Origin of the sequence: Arthrobacter russicus (assembly GCF_031454135.1) — a bacterium.
Classification (GTDB): domain Bacteria; phylum Actinomycetota; class Actinomycetes; order Actinomycetales; family Micrococcaceae; genus Renibacterium; species Renibacterium russicum.
Genome location: NZ_JAVDQF010000001.1, coordinates 736,213 through 756,603 on the forward strand (window position 1 = coordinate 736,213; position 20,391 = coordinate 756,603).

General features: G+C 66.2%; 22 protein-coding genes. 11 read left to right on the forward strand and 11 right to left on the reverse strand.

The features are described 5' to 3' along the window. Positions 1-19: 19 nt before the first annotated feature. The 6 genes from JOE69_RS03440 to JOE69_RS03465 form a co-directional block, all read right to left on the reverse strand. Positions 20-640 (reverse strand): DUF5134 domain-containing protein, encoded by a 621-nt coding sequence (locus tag JOE69_RS03440; RefSeq protein WP_036290856.1) that lies wholly within the window; start codon positions 638-640, stop codon positions 20-22. A 46-nt stretch (positions 641-686) separates the two neighbouring features. Further along, positions 687-2,963, reverse strand: coding sequence for a heavy metal translocating P-type ATPase (locus tag JOE69_RS03445; RefSeq protein ID WP_036290857.1), 2,277 nt, complete (start codon positions 2,961-2,963; stop codon positions 687-689). Further along, complete coding sequence (locus JOE69_RS03450) at positions 2,960-5,035, reverse strand: cytochrome c oxidase assembly protein (RefSeq protein ID WP_081768071.1); 2,076 nt, start codon at positions 5,033-5,035, stop codon at positions 2,960-2,962. Before JOE69_RS03450 ends, JOE69_RS03445 begins: the two co-directional genes overlap by 4 nt. Next, positions 5,014-5,244 (reverse strand): heavy-metal-associated domain-containing protein, encoded by a 231-nt coding sequence (locus JOE69_RS03455; RefSeq protein ID WP_309796111.1) that lies wholly within the window; start codon positions 5,242-5,244, stop codon positions 5,014-5,016. Before JOE69_RS03455 ends, JOE69_RS03450 begins: the two co-directional genes overlap by 22 nt. A gap of 282 nt (positions 5,245-5,526) precedes the next feature. Next, entirely contained in the window at positions 5,527-6,354 is an 828-nt protein-coding gene (locus JOE69_RS03460; RefSeq protein WP_231477277.1) for a M48 family metalloprotease, read from the reverse strand. Beyond that, positions 6,351-6,728 carry a BlaI/MecI/CopY family transcriptional regulator gene (locus tag JOE69_RS03465; protein WP_036290860.1) on the reverse strand — a complete coding sequence of 126 codons (378 nt, stop codon included), beginning with the start codon at positions 6,726-6,728 and terminating at the stop codon, positions 6,351-6,353. The genes JOE69_RS03460 and JOE69_RS03465 overlap by 4 nt, the downstream gene beginning before the upstream one ends. Before the next feature lie 256 nt (positions 6,729-6,984). On the opposite strand from JOE69_RS03465, the gene JOE69_RS03470 reads away from it, so the two are divergent. The 7 genes from JOE69_RS03470 to JOE69_RS03500 all read left to right on the forward strand — a co-directional run bounded on the left by JOE69_RS03470 (position 6,985) and on the right by JOE69_RS03500 (position 11,556). After that, positions 6,985-7,446, forward strand: a complete 462-nt coding sequence (locus JOE69_RS03470) for a hypothetical protein (RefSeq protein ID WP_125133154.1) — start codon at positions 6,985-6,987, stop codon at positions 7,444-7,446. A gap of 87 nt (positions 7,447-7,533) precedes the next feature. After that, entirely contained in the window at positions 7,534-8,199 is a 666-nt protein-coding gene (locus JOE69_RS03475; protein WP_036290865.1) for a DsbA family protein, read from the forward strand. 26 nt (positions 8,200-8,225) lie between these two features. After that, positions 8,226-9,209 carry an NAD(P)-binding domain-containing protein gene (locus JOE69_RS03480; protein ID WP_309796118.1) on the forward strand — a complete coding sequence of 328 codons (984 nt, stop codon included), beginning with the start codon at positions 8,226-8,228 and terminating at the stop codon, positions 9,207-9,209. A gap of 41 nt (positions 9,210-9,250) precedes the next feature. Then, on the forward strand, positions 9,251-9,634 hold the full coding sequence (locus JOE69_RS03485; RefSeq protein ID WP_036290871.1) for a hypothetical protein: 384 nt from the start codon (positions 9,251-9,253) through the stop codon (positions 9,632-9,634). Between the two features lie 2 nt (positions 9,635-9,636). Then, positions 9,637-10,179: a signal peptidase II gene (locus JOE69_RS03490; protein ID WP_051498892.1), complete on the forward strand. Its 543-nt coding sequence runs from the start codon at positions 9,637-9,639 to the stop codon at positions 10,177-10,179. Beyond that, complete coding sequence (locus JOE69_RS03495; RefSeq protein WP_036290874.1) at positions 10,176-10,511, forward strand: DUF6804 family protein; 336 nt, start codon at positions 10,176-10,178, stop codon at positions 10,509-10,511. Before JOE69_RS03490 ends, JOE69_RS03495 begins: the two co-directional genes overlap by 4 nt. A 49-nt stretch (positions 10,512-10,560) precedes the next feature. Then, entirely contained in the window at positions 10,561-11,556 is a 996-nt protein-coding gene (locus JOE69_RS03500) for a cytochrome c oxidase assembly protein (RefSeq protein ID WP_082758459.1), read from the forward strand. A gap of 83 nt (positions 11,557-11,639) precedes the next feature. Here JOE69_RS03500 and JOE69_RS03505 read toward each other — a convergent pair whose 3' ends face one another. From JOE69_RS03505 to JOE69_RS03525, 5 genes are all read right to left on the reverse strand, one after another. Beyond that, positions 11,640-11,984: an ArsR/SmtB family transcription factor gene (locus JOE69_RS03505; RefSeq protein ID WP_036289360.1), complete on the reverse strand. Its 345-nt coding sequence runs from the start codon at positions 11,982-11,984 to the stop codon at positions 11,640-11,642. Continuing rightward, positions 11,981-13,231: an MFS transporter gene (locus tag JOE69_RS03510; RefSeq protein WP_062765650.1), complete on the reverse strand. Its 1,251-nt coding sequence runs from the start codon at positions 13,229-13,231 to the stop codon at positions 11,981-11,983. The genes JOE69_RS03505 and JOE69_RS03510 overlap by 4 nt, the downstream gene beginning before the upstream one ends. 218 nt (positions 13,232-13,449) lie before the next feature. After that, complete coding sequence (locus JOE69_RS03515) at positions 13,450-13,932, reverse strand: Cg1360 family ATP-synthase-associated protein (RefSeq protein ID WP_051498841.1); 483 nt, start codon at positions 13,930-13,932, stop codon at positions 13,450-13,452. 28 nt (positions 13,933-13,960) lie between these two features. Continuing rightward, positions 13,961-14,650: a DUF418 domain-containing protein gene (locus JOE69_RS03520; protein WP_309796130.1), complete on the reverse strand. Its 690-nt coding sequence runs from the start codon at positions 14,648-14,650 to the stop codon at positions 13,961-13,963. Continuing rightward, positions 14,644-15,027, reverse strand: coding sequence for a heparan-alpha-glucosaminide N-acetyltransferase domain-containing protein (locus JOE69_RS03525; protein ID WP_309796133.1), 384 nt, complete (start codon positions 15,025-15,027; stop codon positions 14,644-14,646). The genes JOE69_RS03520 and JOE69_RS03525 overlap by 7 nt, the downstream gene beginning before the upstream one ends. 69 nt (positions 15,028-15,096) lie before the next feature. Here JOE69_RS03525 and JOE69_RS03530 point away from each other — a divergent pair, with 69 nt between their 5' ends. From JOE69_RS03530 to JOE69_RS03545, 4 genes are all read left to right on the forward strand, one after another. Then, positions 15,097-16,716 carry a gamma-glutamyltransferase gene (locus JOE69_RS03530; RefSeq protein WP_081768039.1) on the forward strand — a complete coding sequence of 540 codons (1,620 nt, stop codon included), beginning with the start codon at positions 15,097-15,099 and terminating at the stop codon, positions 16,714-16,716. 269 nt (positions 16,717-16,985) lie between these two features. Continuing rightward, positions 16,986-18,032 carry an NAD(P)-binding domain-containing protein gene (locus JOE69_RS03535; RefSeq protein WP_081768038.1) on the forward strand — a complete coding sequence of 349 codons (1,047 nt, stop codon included), beginning with the start codon at positions 16,986-16,988 and terminating at the stop codon, positions 18,030-18,032. Beyond that, positions 18,029-18,958, forward strand: coding sequence for a cytochrome c oxidase assembly protein (locus tag JOE69_RS03540; protein ID WP_036289335.1), 930 nt, complete (start codon positions 18,029-18,031; stop codon positions 18,956-18,958). The genes JOE69_RS03535 and JOE69_RS03540 overlap by 4 nt, the downstream gene beginning before the upstream one ends. Before the next feature lie 315 nt (positions 18,959-19,273). Then, positions 19,274-20,182, forward strand: coding sequence for an AraC family transcriptional regulator (locus JOE69_RS03545; RefSeq protein WP_051498839.1), 909 nt, complete (start codon positions 19,274-19,276; stop codon positions 20,180-20,182). The last annotated feature ends 209 nt before the right edge of the window (positions 20,183-20,391 follow it).

Sequence of the window (20,391 nt, forward strand, 5' to 3'; positions counted from 1 at the left end):
AAACGGCGCCGAGGCGGTGTCAGCCGTTCATCAAGACGAGCATCACGCCCATGCCGGCGGCCATCACGGCGTGGCAGGCGGCATGCAGGCGATGGTGGCCGCTGCGGATCAGCCGGGAGAGCCACCACAGCATGGTCGCGGCGCTAAGCACGATGAAGGCCACGTTGACGACGTCAACCCATATCGGAGTTGCCATCATCATCGGGGCGGCATCGCCCATCGGCATCTGCCCGTCCATACCCATCTCGGAGCCGTCACCCATGTCCATGGGCATGTCGGCCATCAGCAGCGGCATCGCGGCGAGCATCCAGATCATCGCGGCGTTCAGAACGAGGTGCCCCGCCACGTCGACGCGCGCCGTGGCGGCACGGGCGCGGACCAGCAACGGCACGAGGACGATGGTGAGCATCGCGAACACCCCGACCTGCACCCATAGCGCGAGCGCGGACTCCATTGACCAGGACATCCAGATCATCGCCGCCGACATCAGGATGTGGTTGATGTCGATCAGGATCTCCCCGTCGAACGGCTTCCCGTTCCGACGCGTCCTCCTCAACCGGGGCGTGAGGTCGATCAGGCAGACCAGACCGGTGAACACGAAGGCGACGGTCAGGATGATGTTCCACGGAGCAGCGATCACACCCAAAGACTACTACAACTTGTAGATATGGGGGGACTTGCGGGGGTCAGCGACGGTCGCTCCGCGGGGTGGTGGTGCGGCGGAAGTTCTGCAACCGGAGGCTGTTGTAGACCACAAGGACGGAGGAGAGCGCCATCGCACCGGCGGCGATGAGCGGATTGAGCAGTCCGGCGGCGGCGATGGGGATCGCGGCGATGTTGTACCCGAATGCCCAGCCGAGATTGGTCTTGATGGTGCGCAAGGTGCGGCGGGACAGGGCGATGGCGTCGGGGATGACAGCGAGGTCGTCGCGGACGAGGATGATGTCGGCGGATTTCAGGGCGATGTCGGAGCCGGAGACCATGGCAAGCCCAAGGTCGGCGGCGGCAAGGGCCACGGCATCATTGATACCATCGCCGACCATCGCGACCCGATCACCGCTGTCCTGCAGGCTGCGGATCGCGTCGGCCTTCTGGGCGGGCAGCACCCCGGCGAGCACCGTGTCGATACCGAGGCGGGCGGCCACGCTCGCGGCCGCTGCGGGGGTGTCGCCGGTGAGCAGGACGGTCTTCATGCCTTGGGCGTGCAGTGCGGCGACTGCGGTGCGGGCGTCGCGTTTGATCGTGTCCCGGAGCCCGATCCGCCCCAGGAGCAGGCGGCCGCGTGCCACGAGCACGGATGTCTCCGCGGCCTGACCCGTACTGTTGTCGAGATTATCGGCGGCGTCTGGCTCGTCGGGCACGTCGATGGCGTGGTCGAGGAGGAACGCCCGGCTGCCGACGAGGACCGGCTCGCCGTGGAGCTGTCCGGACGCACCGCGCCCGGGGTGGGCGGTGAGCCCGGCGACGGGGGCGATCTCGATGCCTCGGTTCTCGGCGGCGGTGAGGATGGCTCGGGCGATGATGTGCTCGGAGCCGCGCTCGACAGCCGCGGCGACGGCGAGGAGCTCCTGTTCGGTGACGCCGTCAACGGGGGCGAGGCGGTGGGCGGTCATCGAGCCGGTGGTGAGGGTGCCGGTCTTGTCCAGGACGACGGTGGTGATGGTGCCGCTGGCTTCGAGCGCGTCCTGACCTTTGACGAGGATGCCCAGAGTCGCTCCTCGGCCGATGCCGACCATCAGCGCGGTCGGTGTCGCAAGCCCCAGGGCGCAGGGGCAGGCGATGATGAGCACCGAGATCCCGATCCCGAATGCCTGCTCGAACGACGTCCCGGCGATCATCCACCCGGCGGCGACGAGGACGGCCAGGACGATCACGGCGGGCACGAAGTAGCTGGTGACCTTGTCGACGAGGGTCTGTACCCGCGCCTTACGCGCCTGGGCCTGCTCCGCCAGCGCCGCCATTTGCGCGAGCTGAGTATGCGCACCCACCAACGTCGCCCGTACCTCTAGCCGGCCGTCCATGCTGATCGTGCCGCCGACCACTCCATCTCCCGGTGTCAGGTCGGCGGGGACGGGTTCGCCGGTGAGCATGCTGGCGTCCACCGCCGCGGCCCCCTCGATGATCACGCCGTCCGCGGGGATGGTCTCGCCCGGCAGTACTACGAAGACGTCCCCGGCGCGCAGTGCGGTCGCCGGCTGGATCTCCTCGGTGTTGTCGGTGCGGATGCGGACGTGGGTGGCGGCGAGCTGGTTCAGCGCGCCGAGCACGTCGCCGGCTTTGCGGCGGGAGCGGGTCTCGAAGTAGCGGCCGGCGAGCTGGAAGGTGGTCATCCCGGCGGCGACATCCAGGTAGACGGAGTTCGCGCCTTCCGGGGTCACGCCGAACCCGAGCCAGTACCCGGTGCCCTCCTGACCGAGGCCGAACAGGAGGGTGGCGACGGCCCACCCGAACGAGGCCGCGATGCCGAGGGAGACGAGGGTGTCCATGCTGACCGTGCCGTGCCGCAAGTTGCGCAGGGTCGCCTTGTGGAACGGCCAGGCCGCCCACGCAACGATCGGCAGCGCCAACAGCACGCACACCCACTCCCACCCCGGGAACCGCCACCCCGGCACTAGCGCCAGGACGATAGTGATGTCCATCAAGGGAACGGTGAGGATCGCCGAGACCAACAGCCGGCGCCGCAACGAGCTGATCCGCACTTCGGTGGCTCGCCGAGACCAGGCGTCGTCTGCGTCATCATGCGGGTGCGCCCCGTACCCGGCCTTTTCCACCCGCCGGACCGCCTCGTCGACCCGGTCTGGGGAGAGTCCAGTGACGAGGGCGCGTTCGGTGGCGTAGTTCACGCTCGCGCTCACCCCCTCCAGCCCATTCAAGGCACGCTCGACGCGGCCCGCGCAGGCCGCGCAGGTCATCCCGGACACATCCAGCTGCACCGCCTCGAGCATCGGCGTGGTGGTCGTCATGTCTCGTTCTCCTCGACGGTTCGGGGCGCGGGACGGGCGGCTCCGCGTGCGGCCAGCTGTTCGAGCATCCGGTTGTACTGGTCGAACTCGTCGTCGCGGCCGGTGTCCAGGTGCCGATCCTTGCGACGGGCATCCTTCGCGTCCTGTCGGGACCATTGGATTCCGAGGGCGATGATGACCAGCAGCAGCGGGATCTCACCCCCAGCCCACGCGACCCCGCCTGCGAAGTACTGTGCGGCGGGCAGGTCTGACCAGGGCAGTGCGAAATTGCGGTAGAAGTCCTCGGCGATGAGCATGTTCCCGGTCATGAGGATCACCCCGAAGAACGCGTGGAACGGCATCGCGGCGAGAACAAAGCCGAGCTTGCCGATGTGCGGCAGAGGACGCGGTGGCCGGTCAACGCCGATCACGAGCGCGTAGAACAGGTACCCGGCGATCAGGAAGTGCACGTTCATCAGCTGATGCGCCCAATGGAAACGCATGAACTCCCCGAAGATACCGGTGAAGTACAGGCCGTAGTACGACCCGACGAACAGGATGAAAACGATCAGCGGGTTGAACACGAACCGCAGCACCGGCCAGTGCAGCACCCACGTGATCCAGTCGTGCGCTCCGGCCGGGCGCGTGGGGTCGGAGCGGGTCGCTCGCAGCAGCAGCGTGATCACGCCGCCGAGCACCAGCAGAATCGGGGCAGCCATATTCAGACTCATGTGCACGATCATGTGCACTCCAAAGTCCGGAGCGGAGTACTTCCCGAACCCCGAGCTGGTGACGAAGACCACCACCGCCCACCCGGCGACCCAGGCGGCCGTCCGCCCCGTCGGCCACGCGTCGCCACGTAGCCGCACACGCCGCACCGCCCACAGGTACACCGTCACCGCGGCGATCGCGACGACGAGGAACAGGATGTTCGGCCGCCACTGCGTGAACAGCACCAGCACTGTCGGCGGGTCGGGGACCTCGAACCCGAGGAACACCTGGGAGATGCTTGTCGGCGCGAAATACTGTGGCGGCGGAATCCGGGTCATCGCCGCGGTGCCCCCGAGCCATCCGCCGATCAGGACCGTCGCGAGCACCAGCAGCCCGCTGATCCGGCGCGCGGTCAACCGTCCGCGCCGCCCCCACACGCACCCGGTCGCGATCACGGCCACAACACCCAGCAGGCAGATACCACGGACCAGAATCTGCCAACCGGTGACCGACTCCAGCAGCCCGGACCCGGCGAGCTTGAACCACGCCAGCAGCAGGTCGCTGGCCACGATCACCGGCAGCAGCACCACCAGCGTCTTCCCCAACCGCCACAGAATGATCGGGTCGATGAGTCGGCCCGTCAGGGTGCGGACGGCGCCGACCAGCACCAGCCCGAATGCCGCGCTGGTCAGCAGCGCTTGGTAGATGCCCGCGTCGCTGCCGAAGTCGTGGTTCGGGCCGACCAGGATCTGTCCGACGACCACCGGCGCAAGGATCCCGAACGCTGATGCCCACAGCGGGATCAGCAGCCCCGTCCACCGGTCGGTGAACATACTCGCCCCGAACGTCACCAGCGCCGCGACGAACGCGACCGTCCAGGCTCGCGGGAATGCGCTCGCGTCGTACAGGAACGACATCGCACCCGGCTCGCCGAGTCGGGAGAAAGGGATGCCGCTGCTGTCTAGCATCTCCAACACGACCATCGCGCCGGCCGATGTCGCCCACGCCGCGGACGCGACCTGCAGCACGGTCAGCTCGATCGACCCGCCCACCCGGGACGCATCTCGCCCGCGCACATTGCGGAAGAACAGAATCCATAGCACCGCACCGACCGTGACCGTCGAGGACAGGTCCGCGATCCCCTGTCCGGCCGCGGTGGAGATCCCCACATCCAGCCCCGGGAAGCTGACGAAGATCCGGTCGTATGGGGCTTCGCCGGCCAGGATCGTGGTCGCGACCGCCGGTGCCACCGACAACATCACCACGAGGACGGTGAGCAGAATCAGCGGCCACCGGCTGAGATGCTTGACCGGCGGGTCGGACACCGGTGCGACGTCGGGTGCGGGCGGGGGTGCGACGGTCACAACTGGTCGGTCGTCCATGACAGCACCGTGTAGCCGGCCTCCGTGACCGCCGACTCGACGGCGGCGCGTTCCACCGGGCTCGTGTGCTGTAGCCGGACCCGGCCGGACGTGGCGTCCGCGTCTACCCCGACGACCCCCGGCACCTCGCTCAGCTCGGTTCGCAGCGTCCGCTCGCAGTGTGCGCAGGTCATCCCGTTCACCACGAGCTCGGACTCATCCATACCCATCACGTCCTTCCCGTCACGCACCCCACTAACTCTACAAGATGTCCAAGATCGTTCGGTCAGGACGAAACCTGGAGCCGGCGGATTCGACAGGCGTTCTCGGCCGGACCGAGTCGATCGCTGCCACCTCACCGGAACCGGTGGCGCGAGGGTGAGTTGCGGACAGTCGCGCCTGCCGCGGTGCTTGTCTGGACGTCCGCGCGACCACGCCACCGATGGCGGGTTTCCCTCCGAGCGCTGCCACTGTCGTCCGGAGCTGTTCGATGCGATCTGCTGCGTCCTTCGTCAGGTGGGAAGGATCCGAATCGCCTGCGGCAATCGCCGCCGCCCTGCGGACGGCCATCGGCGAGCAGTGAGGCGCACGGCACGCAGGTGCATACTTTCATCGCCGGTCGTGTTCGCGAGCACAGTCAGCGCGTTGGCAAGATGCGCGGCGCCCGCCTGCCGGGCGGCCGCGTCATCTGCGGCCAACTCGATGAGCAGTACGGTGGCGCGCTGGAGTGCGCGCCCCGGCAGCACGCGGGGCAGGCACAACGCATTGATCTGCGCGATCCGGACCGCCCACCCGTGCCATTGCCGCAGATGCGCGTACTCATGTGCGAGGACCGCCTGCAGCTGCGATACGGTGAGCGTCTCCTCCATCGCGGTGGAGAGGAGGATCTCCGGGTGCTTCCCGGGGACAGCGCACGCGATGGGCTGGTCGCAGCGGAACCGTACCAGGGTGAACCCGCCCCGCTCCTCCCGCGATTTGGCCAGCGCCGCCGCTACTTGACTCGACTGTTCGGCGCCGGTCGAATCCGCAGCCGATGTGGCCACGAACGCGATCACGGCCCCGAAAGCCCCCAGGCCCAACCACCCGCCCGCCGTCACCAGCACAGCCTGGCCGTGCGATGCCACCTCCGAGACGGTCACGGCCGCCATGACGCTACCCGCCACTGCGGCGGCGGCCAAGCTCAGCCCGAGGAAGAACGCCACGAACCACGCGGTCAGCGCGGCCCGCGGGTGCAGCAACTGCCACCGTCCCACCGTCAGCACCAGCGGGCTCAACACCGCCGTCAACACCGCGGCGCCCGCGGACGCTGCCGTGAAAAGCAGCAGGCCTTCGCCCGTCACCGTGGGCGGCCGGTGTCGGGGAACACGGACCGCAACAGTGCGATGTCCTGTGCGTCCAGGTTGCCTGCGAATGCCAGCAACGCGGCCTTCCGATCCTCCGCCTGGTCGAGCGTGGAGATCATCGACGCGCCCGCGTCCTTGCCATCCGGTCGCGGTACTGAGAAACGCACCTTCCGAGGCGACTGCTCGATGCGCAGCACTTGTCCCTTGCGCTCCAGTCGGGTGAGTGCGGTCATCAACGTCGTGTATGCAGGTACGGGCCCCGAGAACAACTCCTGCAGCTGGCGAGCGCTAACGAGTTCCCCTTGTCCCCGCAGCAGTCGCAGCAACTCACGTTCGAGCTCGCCCCACTCCCTGGTCCGTGCACCCGTCATCGCTCACCTCCGCACCAACGCTAATGCACAGCAGGCGCGTACGGCCATGCCGGAGACGGTACAACTGGCAGAGAGGACGAGTTGTCGACTATGTAGCGGACCGGGTGGCGTCGCACCTGGCAGGAATGCGCGGGGGCGACGAGGACACACTCATCCAACCAGGAGCGATGCTGATCAGTCATCGCAACGTGCAGCGCGAGCGCATGACTACGGCTCATTCAAAGGAAGCGCCAGAGCAAATGACTACAATCGAAGCGTGTTCCGCTCACTCCGATTCGCCTGTGCCGGGCGACTGGAACGCAGTGAGATGATGATGCGGCTTATTGGCATGATCGGTCTCACGCTTCTGCTGATCTTCGCCATTGGTGCCGCCGACTACTGCAGCGCCGACGTCGCCGCTGCGTCGACTTCAGCCGGGTCGTCTCTTGAAACCGATGTCGCAGGTTCGGATGCAACCAGTGCGGGATCGGCGGGCATGGTGACGCAGTTTGCGACGGGCGTAGCACAGGCGGACCCGGTCGCGGGGGCTGTGCTGTGCGTCCTTGGTGTTCTCTGCGGGCTCGTCGCCGCGGTCATGCTGTACCGGTTACTCGGGCGCGCGACAGCAGTGGTGGCGGAGAGCGGCCTCGCTCATTCGCGGACGAGTGCTATTTCGAAGCCCGATGCGCTGAGGCGGACCTCGCTGACTCTGGCGACTCTCAGCATCTCGCGGACCTGACATCTCGGAGTGCCGCGCCTCGCGGGCGTGCACCCCATCGAGCGTTCGCTCGATCTTCGACCGTGTCAACAGTCCTTGGAGTACCTGATGAAACCCGCCGTGAAAGCCGGTCTCGTCGCCCTTGCCGCCGCCATCGTTCTGATCATCGTCGCGGTGATCGTCGTCCTCATCAACCAGCGAAACGGTTCGCCGCCAGGATCTGAGGACGGAGGTTCCAGGGCACAGGTCCTGCGAGAGAACTCACGCGTTCTCGACGATGGGGGAGACGGCTCGGTGACGGTCGTCGAGTTCCTCGACTTCGAATGCGAGGCTTGCGGTGCCTTCTACCCCGTGGTTGAAGACCTTCGGGAGCGATACGACGGCGAGATCACCTACGTCATCCGCTACTTCCCTCTGCCGGGGCACCTGAACTCCAGGAACGCCGCATTCGCCGCCGAAGCGGCGGCGCAGCAGGGACGCCTGGAAGAGATGTATCGCAAGCTCTTCGAGACGCAGGCCGAGTGGGGTGAAGCCCCGGAATCGCGGGCGAGCCTGTTCCGAGGCTTCGCGGAGGAGATGGGCCTGGACATGGCCGCTTACGATTCCGCGATCTCGGATCCCGCAACGGTCGCACGAGTCGATCTCGACTACAACGACGGTCGGGCACTGGGAGTGAGCGGAACTCCGACGTTCTTCGTGAACGGCGACGCCATCACGCTCGAGCGCTACGACGACCTGGAGACTGCGATTGTCTCAGCGGGCGAGCGAACATGAAACTCCGGGGGCTCTCTCACCGTCGAGTGATCATCGTCGGCTCCGGCCATGCCGGTCTCTCTGTCGCCGCCGAACTCTCACGTTCGGGCCTGCAGCCGCAACGGGATTTTGCCGTGATCGACAGCAACCCCGACGGGCAACGCTCGTGGGCCTTCCGCTGGTCGTCCATGGAACTCCTGACCGAGGCCGGCCGCAGCACGGTCGCCGGCCAGCATCTCACCGGTGACCCCTATCGACGCCCGTCACCGCGCGAGATCGAACAGCATCTCCTCGACGTCGAGTCGAGTTTGGGGGTCACGACGATGTGGGGCATCAGAGCGACAGGTGTGGAACGTCTGGGAGACGGTTCGACTCTCCTCCTGTCAACGAATGAAGGGCCGGTACAGACGCGCAACGTCGTCTGCGCGACGGGGGCGGCGGCTCGACCTCGGACTCTGGGGTGGGCGGTGGGTGCCGCGGTGCCGGGGATCATGGTTCACAGCGCGGACTATCACGGACCAGGTCAGATTCCCCGCGGCGACGTTCTGGTCGTCGGAGCCGGTCACAGCGGCCAGCAGATCGCACGCGAACTCAGCAGCACGCACCGCGTCACGCTGTCCTCCCGACCGACGTATGCCTCGGCAGGTCGACCGATACGGCGCCTCGTCGGGCGACGTCGTACAGACGCGAGAGGCGCGGCGGCCCTCTCGCTGGATCCAGAATGGGCGCAGCTTGGTATCGACGTGGTGTCTGCGGCGGTCGCCGCGGACGGAGCGCACATCGTCTTCGACGACGGCCGGCGAATCGCTCCGCAATCGATCATCTTCGCGACCGGATACCGGCCCGCGGACGGATGGCTTCCCCGCAGGGTACTCGATGCTACATCCGGTCGTGGGAAGCGCGGGACCACGGGCGTCCCGGGTTTGTTCGTTGTGGGTATGCCGACCTACGGCAGCCGGGACGCCGACACCTTCGCCGGCGCACGCCGTGACGCGATCTCGATAGCGCGTCACATCATGAAGCGCCCCTGAACACGCTCGCACGACACCACTAACCGAAACGAGGATCACACATGAAACATCCGATAGCCGTGAGGATGTATGCGTGGGTCACCGTCGCGTGCGTGCTGCCGATCGCCGCGACGGTTCTGCTGGTGTCGCCTGCTGCTTCAGCGTCCGCCGCTGGGGATGTCGCACCAGCGACCACGTCCTCCGCTCCCGGGCCGACCTCACCCCCCTCGCCGTCGCCGACGGTCGAAGAGACGGAGTCCGACGACCACCCCCAACGGCAGAATGGGGAGCGGCCGGTGGAGCGAGACGATCTCGGGTTCCTCGGCATCCTGTTTGTGACCGGCATGGGGTTCGTCCTCGTGGCTGGTGCTGTCGGTGTCGCCGTCGCCGGATGCAAGCGCCGCCGCCGGGACCGTGCCGTGGCCAAGACGGACAGGGGAGCGTGACGATGGGCGCACGGGTGCCGAAGTACGCCTTTGCATTCGCCGTCGCCGGCGCGACGGTCATCATAGACCAGGTGTCGAAGGCTGTCGCCTTGGCGCAATTGAGTACCACGGAGCGCATTCCGCTGCTGGGAGACCTCCTCGGGCTGCAACTCGCGTTCAACCCGGGTGCCATCCTGTCGTTCGGTTCCGGAGCGACGCCGCTGCTGACCGCAATCGGAGTCGTGGTGACGGTCGTGCTGTTCGTGAGTGCAGTCCGTTCTCGCACCACCTGGTGGGCGGTCGGTATCGGGTTCGTCCTCGGCGGGGCCATCGGCAACGTCCTGGACCGTCTCTTCGCACCCCCTGCATTCGGTCGCGGATACGTCACCGACTTCCTCGCCTACTCAGACCTCTTCATCGGCAACCTGGCAGACGTGGCGCTGGGCGTCGGTGCCATCGTGCTGGCCATCGGGCTTGTTCGGCGCCGCCACGGCGCAGAGGAGAACGCTGCACCCACTCCGTCGCTGGCCTCAGAGGAGATGAGCGAACGTATGGAGAAATCATGACGCAGAAGAAGCGGACCCCTTCCACATATCAGCGGAATGCTCTGGCGCCGAGCCTGCTCGCAGCCGCGGTACTCTTCCTCGCCCCCGTGCTGCTGGCAAGCGACTGGGCCCCGGTCGTGCTCTACGCCACGTCGATCCTCGCGGTGATCGTCGGATGGTTCGCCGTGCAAGCGCGCCACTGGTGGTGGATCCCCGTGTTCGTCGCCATCGCCGTCCTGTGGAATCCGGTGATGCCCTTCCCGTTCGCCGGACCTGTCTGGACTGGGATCCAGCCCGCGGCAGCAGTCGTCTTCCTGGTGGCGGGAGGCCTGATCAAGTTCCCCCGACCCTGATGTCGGTGCTCATCGCTCAGCTCATCGACGGGCCGGAGGGGATCCGTCGATGACTCCGTGGATCCCCGACGTCGCACCCGCCTTCCCGGACTACTTCGCCGTGGTTCCTGGGGCGTTTCCGGTGCTACCCGTGTTCGCCGGGCTGCTCGCGGTTCTCTACATCGCCGGGGCCGTGCGCATGTGGGTGCGGCGTCGACGCTGGTCGGTCTGGCGCACGCTCAGCTTCCTCATCGGCTGTGCGCTCCTAGCGGCGACGACCGGTCTCGCCGTGGAGAACTACGGCTACGCGCTCATGTCGGTGTTCATGTTCCAGCAACTCACTCTGATGATGGCGATTCCGCCGCTACTCATCCTGGGATCCCCGGGCACCTTGCTGCTCCGCGCCACCCCGCACGTGGGAATGGGACGCACCGCGCTCGCCGTCGCCCAAGCGGGGCTGCGCAGTAGACTCGCGCGCTGGGCACTGAGCCCATGGGCCGCACTCCCTCTCTATCTCGCCGCGTTCTACGGCCTATACCTCGCGGGCTTCGCAGACTCCATCCTGGGCTCGACCGCGGGACACATCGCCCTCGAGGTGGCGTTCCTCGGCGCTGGAGTCATCTTCACGATCCCCATCCTGAGCTCCGACCCGCTGCCGGTCCGCCTCAGCCACGGCGGTCGCGCCCTCGACGTGTTCGCCGAAGCAGCCCTGCACGCCTTCTTCGGCGTGTTCCTCATGATGGCCACCACGATGCTCATCACCCACTTCGTCGCCCCCACGCAAGCCATGGGACTAGACCCCATCGAAGACCAGCAACTCGCCGGCGGACTCGCCTGGTCGTACGGCGAGGCCCCCACACTCCTCATGCTGATCTACGTCATGCACCGATGGTTCCGGGAAGACACCGCACGATCCGAGGCACAGGACCGGTACGTTGACATCCACGGATCATCCGAACTGGACGACTACAACGCGTACCTCCAGAAACTTCGCGAGCGGGACATCGGCCCGGTTCCGACATTCTCTCAGCGTGTTCCTCCGCGCTCACGTCGACCAAGTGCTTGAGGTCTCCGGCGACAGTACGACCGCCGGAGAGGGGCAGTGGTCGATAGCGCGGAAGGACTCTGACCGGGCTTCTCCGTACTGAATCACGCCTGGTGGTGGTGCGGTGTTCCTATGGCATGCTCGGCTTGCTTGAGCGCTTCGTCGACGAGGGCTACGGCGTGCTCGTCGGTGAGCCGATAGAAGACCCGGGTTCCTTCCTGCCGGGTGGTGACGATGCGGGCGAGTCTCATCTTCGCGAGATGTTGCGAGACAGCTGTCGAGTGTTTGTCGACGATATCGGCGAGGTGGTTGACGGACATCTCTCCGTCGCGGAGCGCGAGGATGAGGCGGACCCGCGTGGCGTCGGCGAGCATGGAGAAGATTTCGACGGCGAGTTCTACATAGGGGCTGTCGGGATGCCGAGCGCATGTGCTGTCCGAGTTGGTCATGAGGCCATCTTCTCCTGTTCAATCGATTTCGGTGTGTTCGTCGGGGATCGCCATCCGCGGCTGGCGATCAGCCCCGCCACGATGGCGATCACGGCGAGGACCGCGGCCGCGACCGTCAGGCTTGCGGCGCCGATCCATCCGGCCAGCGGGTAGGTGATGAGGAAGCAGGCGTGGGAAAGGGAGAACTGCGCCGTGTAGATGTAGTTGCGGGTGTTGTCATCCGATGCGCGAGCGAGCAGTCGCGCAGAGGGGGTGCTGATCATCGAGTTCCCTGCGCCGATGAACAGCCACAACGGGAGCAACAGCCACCAAGCACCTCCCCCGGCGGCCGACGTCGCCCAAGCGGTCATTCCCACTGCACCGATGAGGGCGAGGGAGCTGACAGTGGCTCCGGTGAGCATGAGGCGACGGTCGCCGATGCGTTCCACGAGTCTCGGGACGTTGATCGCGACCAGAAGGGACCCGGCGCCGTAGCAGGCGAGCGCGAATCCGAGGCTGCTGTTGTCGAACTGGAACACGTCTCGGGCGTAGACGACGGTGTTCACCAGCACCAGAGCGGTGCCGGCACCGACCACGAGGTTCATCGCCATCAGGAACCGCAGGCTTGGCGTCCTGGCGAAGATTCTTGCGCCGAGGGTTGTGCGGTGCCACACCGATCCTGTGGTCGTGACGGGTGTGCGCGAGGGGAACGGGGTCACCAGCACGAGCACGGCCGAGAGGGCGAAGCCGACCGCGGTGCCCACGAACAGCAGGTTGAACTCGATCACGCTCAGCAGCGCGGCAGCCAGCAACGGGCTCACCAGTGCTTCGAGGTCGTAGGCGAGACGGGACAGCGAGAGCGCCTTGGTGTAGTCGCGTTCGTTGGGCAGAACCACGGGGATTAGTGATTGGAACGCGGGGGTGAACGTCGCCGACGCGGACTGCAGGATGAACACCAGCAGGTAAATTTGCCAGATATCGGTGAGGAACGGCAGAGAGATGGCGACGGCGAGGCGGATCACGTCCGCCCCGATCAGTACGGCCTTCCTCGGCAGCCGATTCACTAGAGCGGCGATCACGGGCGCCACGCCCACATACGCGACCATCTTGATCGTCAGGGCGGTGCCCAGCACCGCCCCGGCATCAGCCCCGGCGATGTCGTACGCGAGCAGGCCGAGCGCGACGGTCAGCAGCCCGGTTCCCAGCAGCGCCACCACCTGAGCGGTGAACAGATTGCGGTAGCGAGACTCCCGCAGCACACTCAACACATCAAACCTCGTTACCTGCATAGTTGCGTAGATACGATGCAACCTTAGCACTCTCCGCAACGGCAGGCGCACTTCGCGGACGACTCACATCCGTCTGCGCTCCTGTGGGGAGGGGCTGCCCTGCCGCATGGGGATCTTCTGTTGACCAGGTCAGGCAGGCGGGCGGGAGCGTCAGGCTGGATGGAGAGGCCGGTTCCCTGCGGTGGTTGTGAGCCCGGTCAAGTCCGCGTGGACGCGCGTGCTTGCCCGGAGGACATGGGGTCTGCGGGTCCGTGACCGGAGCCCGGTCTGCGCACGAGCCCCGATCGCAGCAGGATGATCGTGTCGAGGACGAGAGTGGTGAGCACGCTGATCACGACGGCGACGAAGAAGATCATCGGCTCGATCCAATTCTGACCGCGAAGCAGGGTGAGCGTGATGAAGAACAGGATGAACTTCGCCAGCCAGCTGCCGAGGACGATGGCGAAGAAGATTGGCACGTACAGCGGCGAGCCGTACCAGCGGTTCGCGACAAGCAGGCTGATCGCGGTGATTGCCAAGAAGACGGCGGTCAGCACGACTCCGGTGATCGCGCTGATCAGACCCCGCTCTGCGGCAAGGAGCCAACCGATGCAAGCCCCGACAAAGGCGAGGCCGACGGTGATCCCCGCACTCCACCGCAATGTGCGGCGAAGGACTGGCGTGCTCGTCACTGTAGTCATCGTCGTCGCATTCCTCGGTCGTGGTGGGTCATGGGGACGCTCCGGGGCGTAGTTCCAGCCATCGGCCGCGGATGGCCCATTCCAGAGGGCCGGTGCGGAAGTGGCGCATCCATAGGAGCGCTCCGAGGATGCATCCGCCGATGGCGAGAAGGGAGACGCCGACGCCCTGCAGGAACGTGAATCCGTCCTCGGGTCGCAGCGCCGCGAGCAGGAACAGGTGGCCGACGTAGAACGTCAGCGCCATCTGTCCGGCGAGGACCACTGGTGTCGCGAAGCGAGACAGATGACTCCAGAACCGCAACAGGAGTCCGGTGACGAAGATCGCGCTGCCCACGCTGCTGATCACCCACAACGGCATCTGCCCGTGGGGCACCCCCGTCAACAGCAGGCCGTAGCCGCGCTCGGGTTCACCGAGAAGGAGGGGGAACAGCTCGGCTGCGGCCAGGGCGCCGACGCCGGCGATGCCGCCCGTGATGATCATCGCCTTCTGGACCCGCCGCTCGCGCAGGTCCATGCGGCCCAGCATCATCCCGAACACGAACGGGATGATCCACACGACCAGAGGGTACGGACGCGACAGGAACAGCGTGTGCAGCAGGCCGGGAATGTCGCCGGACCATGCCAGCTCCGGACGGGGTTCGCCGGTGTGATCGAGGGATTCCCCGACAAAAATGAGCGGACCGACGATCATGAACACGGTGATGAGTCCGATCAGCACGCTGGTCGGAAGCCGGTATAATATAAGAGGAGGGCCACAAGGAACAGCCCGCCGTATAGAGGGAGGATGACGTTGACCCCGTGCGGGAGTAAACCGAGCAGAAGACCGCCGACAATCAGGATTGCTGCACGCCAGAGGACGACGATGATCCGTCGGCGCCCGTGGTCGGCGCGCAGGAACAGGCTCATCGATACGCCCGCAATGAGGACGAACAGCACCGATGCCCGGCCGTAGGGCAGAAACCACAACCGTTGAAACACGCTCTCGTTCGCGACAGGCCCGACGTTGACGATGATCATGCCGATCAGTGCGAGACCGCGGGCAGCGTCGATCGCGAAGAGCCGTTTCGACGCAGAGGCAGCGGTAATGGTTCCCATCACTACGGATCGTAACCTGCACACCTACGCATCTCCTGAGCTACGCAGATTGTTTGTTAGCATCGGTAGATGCCCCGCCTCGCCACCCGGCCGGCCGTTCTGGCCGCCCTCGTCCTCGTGACGGCGATGCTTGCCGGCTGCACGCCCACCGAGCCGACCCCGACACGGTCACCCCTCAGTAGCTCGACGCCCTCCCCCACGCCGACGCTTCCTCCGCTCGCCCAAGGCGCGGTGGCGGCAGGGCATCCGCTCTCCGCCGAAGCCGGCACAGCTGTCCTCCGCCAAGGCGGCAACGCGGTCGACGCCGCGATTGCCGCGGCCTTCGCCGACACGGTACTGCAGCCGGACGCGTCCAGTATCGGCGGCGGCGGCTCGGCCATCATCGCCGATAGCGACGATCTCGACTACGTGGACTACCGCGACGAGGTGAACACCGCTGGCTCGGTGCCGTCCTCGGGAGCGGGGATCCCTGGGTTCGTCGCCGGAATGGCGGCCCTGCACGAGCGTTACGGGACGCTGCCCTGGGAAACGCTACTCGAACCGGCGATCGCGCTCGCACGAGACGGCGCCCCCCTCTCCTCATATCTGGCCGGGCAACTCCAGTACCTCCCTGGTGGCGCGGCGGACGTACCGCCGTTCTATGACGCTGACGGCCGAAGGCTGCTCGCCGACGCGACATTCGTGCAGAGCACGCTCGCCGAGACGCTCAGCACGATCGCCACGGAGGGCGCGGACGCGTTCTACACCGGATCGCTGGTTCCGCGTCTGGCCGACGTGCCCGGGATCGACGCCGAATCTCTCGCCGCCTACGAGGTGCAATGGTCCGACCCGCCAGCCGGGACGTTCGGGGACTACACCGTCGTCTCGGCGGCACCGGCGTTGCCGGGCGCCGCGGTGATACAGCAGCTGCAGATCGAAGAAGCCCTCGGAATCGCCGGGGCAGCTCCCGGGTCGGCAGATTTCATCGACATCCAGACTCGCGCCTGGCGGATCGCCAACAACTCGATTCAGACGCTCTTCGGCGACCCGAACTTCGTTGACGTCCCCGTTGACGAGCTCACCGACCCGGAGGCCAACGCCGCCCTGGCGGCCTCCGCGGGCGCGGCTGGGACAGCGGAGGGTGAAGATGTCGACGGGAACACGACGCACATCTCGGTCGTCGATGAGAACGGGCTGACCGTGTCCATGACGAACACCGTCACCGACTTCTGGGGCTCGAAACAGTACGTCGCCGGGTTCTTCTTCAACAACTCCCTCAAACGGTTCAATGACATCGGTACTGCCGGGCTGAACGTCGTCCGGCCCGGCGCACGATCGGTTAGCTGGTCGGCGCCGAGCCTCGTCCTCGATGCCACCGGCCCGCCGGTACTGGTAGTAGGTCTTCCCGGTGGGCGACAGATCCCCAGCACTCTTGCCACCGTCATCGCCCTGTGGGCCATGCACGATGCGAGTGTCGAAGAAGCCGTCCTCGCCCCACGATTCCAATTGCTCACCAACGACGTCCTTCGCCTCGAGTCCGACAGTGTCGCCGCCGAGCTCCGTGGTCGCGGCTACACCGTGGAGGTGTCTGGCTACCCGCCCGTGTTCGGATCGGTACAGGCTCTCGAGATCGACTGGCAAACCCGGTCCGTGACCGGCTTCGCCGACCCACGGCGTGCGGCAGGTGTCAGCTACACAGGCTCCGGATAGATACGAACCACCCATGAACCAACTGTCCGTCGTTGCGTCGAACATCCCGACCCGTGGGGTTGAGTCAGCTCGTGTCCCTCCCGTCGCGGCAGGAACGATCCCGTGTGGATAACCAGCGTCGCGCAACTGATCGCACTCGTGGTGATTATTGTGCTCATCGGGCTGGGAGCGCCAGAACGCCGCGAAGGAGAACCGCTCCCGACGTTTCGAGACGAGTGGGACGACATGAAAGCCGCCGTTCGGCGAGCCTGGAATCGGATACTCCGAAAATGACCAGTAGGAGAGCGATCAAGAAGCTCCCGCTGGGCATGGGCCGTCGGCGAGCGATTATCGTCGGCGCGGGACAATCAGGCCTCGCCGTCGCAGCCGCTTTGGTGGAAGGCGGGCTTACCCCACAACACGAGTTCGTCATCATCGACGCGAGCTCCGGAGAGACGAGTTGGGCGAACAGGTGGCACTCGATGGTGTTGCTCAGCGACGCACGCCACAGCACTCTGGTCGGCTATCCAACGGTAGGAAATCAGCGCCGCCACCTGACGGCGAATGAAATGTCCCGCTATCTCGCCGATACCGCTGCTCGCATAGGAGTGAAGCCGTTGTGGAGGACCCGCGCCATCGGAGTGGAGCGACGCGGCGCAGAAGAGACGACCCTCGTACTTTCGACGTCGGTCGGTGACGTGCAAACCCGAAATGTGGTCTGCGCGACCGGCGCTGCCTCTCGCCCCCGACGTCCACAATGGTTCTCCGGCCTGGACGTTCCCGGAATGGCGTTACACAGCAGCGACTATCACGACCCGAAGCAACTCCCGCCCGGCGATGTGCTGATCGTCGGCGGCGGGAATACCGGTGTGCAACTGGCGAGGGAGCTGAACGACTCTCACACCGTGACGCTGTCGGTTCGCACCCCCCGGCGCCGGCACGCCCTCGCGTTCTTTCCCCATAGCAGTGGCAGATACAGACACCTGATCGAGGGCAAGCGTCAACCGGAGCCGCTTTACACCGACAGTTACCAGTCGCTCAGACGCGACGGAATAGCTATCAGCTCAGCCGTCACCAGCGCCCACGGACCGACCGTATCTCTGGCCGACGGTTCCACCCTCAGGCCGACATCCGTCATTGCCGCCACGGGCTATCTCCCCGGTGACGACTGGCTTCCCGACCACGCCCATCCGACAGGCCACCACCCTACCCAGACAACGATCCCAGGCCTAACCGTTGCCGGAATGCCCCGATTCAGCCGCCCCGGCAGCGACACCATCCACGGCATACACCGGGATGCACTGCTCATCGCCCGCAGCATCCTCGACCGACCATGACGACAACGCTCTCCGGCACTGCGCCTCCGACTGTCGAGAATCTGCTCGCCCTCGCACCGAGCAGTGCGTCGCTTCTTGCGCCGATCGCCGTCCTGCTGGCCGCGCTCTATGTCTGGGGAGCAATGCGCCTCTGGTCCCAGCGCCGTCGATGGTCCATCTTGCGGACCATCTCCTTCCTGCTTGGTTGTGTCCTCCTCTTCCTAACCGGCGGCCTCGGTCTGAACACCTACGGAAGTCTGTCGGTCGCCGCACTGGTGTTCCAACAGATCACCTTGATGACCGTCGTCACCCCACTGCTGATCGTCGGCTCACCTGGTCGACTACTCCTGCGGGCTACACCGCACCGCGGCCTCGGCGTGTTCGCGCTGCGTGTTGCGCATGCCGGTCTGCGCTCGCGCTTAGCCCGAGCCGTTCTGCACCCCGTCGTCGCGATCCTCGTCGCCGCCGCGCTCTACCTCGGGCTGTACCTGACCGACCTGGTCAGTGTCATCATCCGCCTCCCTGCCGGACACGAGCTCCTGCTGCTCACGTTCCTCATCAGCGGGACCATCGCCGCCGTCCCGCTCTGGTCCTCCGACCCACTGCCCCGCACCCCGTCCTACGCCGCCCGCCTCATCGACGTAATTGCCGAGATCCAGATCCACGCCGTCTTTGGACTGATCCTTCTCCTGAGCAGTACACCACTGTTCGTGGCCTTCACCAATCCCACGATCGGGTGGCCAATCGACCCGCTTCGCGATCAGGCGATCGCGGGGACCCTGGCATGGACATATGCCGAGCTACCCCTGCTGATCGTCCTCATTGTCACACTATCCCGCTGGCGCTCCCGTGACCTCACACTCGCTGATCGCCGACGAGATCAAGATGACGCAGAAAGGGAGGAATACAACGCCTACCTCGCCACCCTTAGCCAGCACGACCGGTGAACGCAACCGGCCGCGTCGCGCTCGTCCAGAGCTGCTGTCTCGCTTGCAAGAGGCTTCGTCGGCGCGGCACCACGCAGTTGCTTCTCGTAGCTCCGCGAGTACGGCCCCGCTGCCGTGTGCGACAGCTTCCCGTTTCCCAGGGCTGATCGGCACCGTGCTTGGCTGCCATGTCTTCGATCGTGTCGTGCTTCGCGGGAGTGAGCGATAGCACGCCAGGGAGTCGGCCGGTGTGGGAGCGGGAGTCAACTTTCAGCAGCGCCGACTGCTCACGAACAACTCTCGTTCCCGCCCGCGCGACGCAGTGGCGCTGGAGCTGTGGCGGTCGAGGTTGCGAGGACTCTTCCGTCCAGCCGGGCGATCTTCCGGCAGACGAAGATTCTGAACGTGCTCGAGGGCACGTGCGAGATCGCGACGGCCGACGGCGTCTTTACGCTACGGCCCGGCACGTCGTTCGCTCTCGGCTCGGGACGCTGGTGCCAGATTAGGCCGGCCCCGTCTGTGCGAATGTGGGCGGTATACGCTGATGATGAGTTCTGGCTCTCGCAGATGTCGTGGTTCTTCCCGGATCGCTCACGGGTCCTCGCGGGCATCCACCCGCATGAGTGGGGCGGCATACCGCTGCTGATCGAACCCGGCGTGGAGGCGCTGAGGCAGATCGAACCGCTGTGGCGACAGATGAGCATCCTGTCTGACGGGTCTCATCCGCCAGAAGTCGTCGCTACTCGCACGGTTGAGCTGCTCGCCCGCTGGGTGGGGATGGTGCTGCCGACGTTCCTCTCGGCGGAGAATGGCCAACGTGATACGCAACCTCCGTGGAGACCGATTGACGGGCGCCTGACCGACCCGGCGGTGATCGGCCATATCGGCGACACGGTACGCATGCTCCGTACACGGATGGCCGAGCCGTGGACGGTCGGAGCTCTCGCTCGCGAAGCTTCGCTCTCGCGCACGCACCTCACACGCATGTTTCTGCTGCACACCGGGGCGCCGCCGATGCGGTTCCTCACGGAGATCCGGCTGACCGAGTTCACCCGGCTGATCGAGGAGACCGATCTGTCCGTGGGCCGCGCCGCGGCTGCCTCCGGATGGCGCGATCCGCGTGTAGCGTCGAACTGGTTCCAGCGCCGCTTCGGGGTCACCCCGACGCAGTACCGCCTCACCCCGCACCCGTCCCTCGAGGAACTTTGCGCTCGGAGGGTCATCGAGGACGAGTCCGTAGGCTGAGTCCCGGCATCGTCACTCGCTGTGTGAACCGTCTTTCTTCACGCATGACCCGTTTTCGTCTTCTGCCTCTCGACGTATCTGCTGCCGGGCCAGTAGACCGGGCCAGACACGTCGGGTTCGTTGTGGAGCCTGACGGTCGTCACACCATCTTTCGTCCGTCCTCGCTCCGCTGACCCTCCCGGCGCACCTCATGGTCGCAAGGGCAACCG

Bases quoted from the DNA above. Each gene is read 5' to 3' on its own strand.
- JOE69_RS03455 (WP_309796111.1), bottom strand. From the start codon at position 5,244: ATGGGTATGGATGAGTCCGAGCTCGTGGTGAACGGGATGACCTGCGCA.
- JOE69_RS03525 (WP_309796133.1), bottom strand. From the start codon at position 15,027: ATGGGAACCATTACCGCTGCCTCTGCGTCGAAACGGCTCTTCGCGATC.
- JOE69_RS03530 (WP_081768039.1), top strand. From the start codon at position 15,097: ATGCCCCGCCTCGCCACCCGGCCGGCCGTTCTGGCCGCCCTCGTCCTC.
- JOE69_RS03475 (WP_036290865.1), top strand. From the start codon at position 7,534: ATGAAACCCGCCGTGAAAGCCGGTCTCGTCGCCCTTGCCGCCGCCATC.
- JOE69_RS03505 (WP_036289360.1), bottom strand. From the start codon at position 11,984: ATGACCAACTCGGACAGCACATGCGCTCGGCATCCCGACAGCCCCTAT.
- JOE69_RS03500 (WP_082758459.1), top strand. From the start codon at position 10,561: ATGACTCCGTGGATCCCCGACGTCGCACCCGCCTTCCCGGACTACTTC.
- JOE69_RS03445 (WP_036290857.1), bottom strand. From the start codon at position 2,963: ATGACGACCACCACGCCGATGCTCGAGGCGGTGCAGCTGGATGTGTCC.
- JOE69_RS03495 (WP_036290874.1), top strand. From the start codon at position 10,176: ATGACGCAGAAGAAGCGGACCCCTTCCACATATCAGCGGAATGCTCTG.
- JOE69_RS03450 (WP_081768071.1), bottom strand. From the start codon at position 5,035: ATGGACGACCGACCAGTTGTGACCGTCGCACCCCCGCCCGCACCCGAC.
- JOE69_RS03485 (WP_036290871.1), top strand. From the start codon at position 9,251: ATGAAACATCCGATAGCCGTGAGGATGTATGCGTGGGTCACCGTCGCG.
- JOE69_RS03540 (WP_036289335.1), top strand. From the start codon at position 18,029: ATGACGACAACGCTCTCCGGCACTGCGCCTCCGACTGTCGAGAATCTG.
- JOE69_RS03515 (WP_051498841.1), bottom strand. From the start codon at position 13,932: ATGACTACAGTGACGAGCACGCCAGTCCTTCGCCGCACATTGCGGTGG.
- JOE69_RS03490 (WP_051498892.1), top strand. From the start codon at position 9,637: ATGGGCGCACGGGTGCCGAAGTACGCCTTTGCATTCGCCGTCGCCGGC.
- JOE69_RS03465 (WP_036290860.1), bottom strand. From the start codon at position 6,728: ATGACGGGTGCACGGACCAGGGAGTGGGGCGAGCTCGAACGTGAGTTG.
- JOE69_RS03535 (WP_081768038.1), top strand. From the start codon at position 16,986: ATGACCAGTAGGAGAGCGATCAAGAAGCTCCCGCTGGGCATGGGCCGT.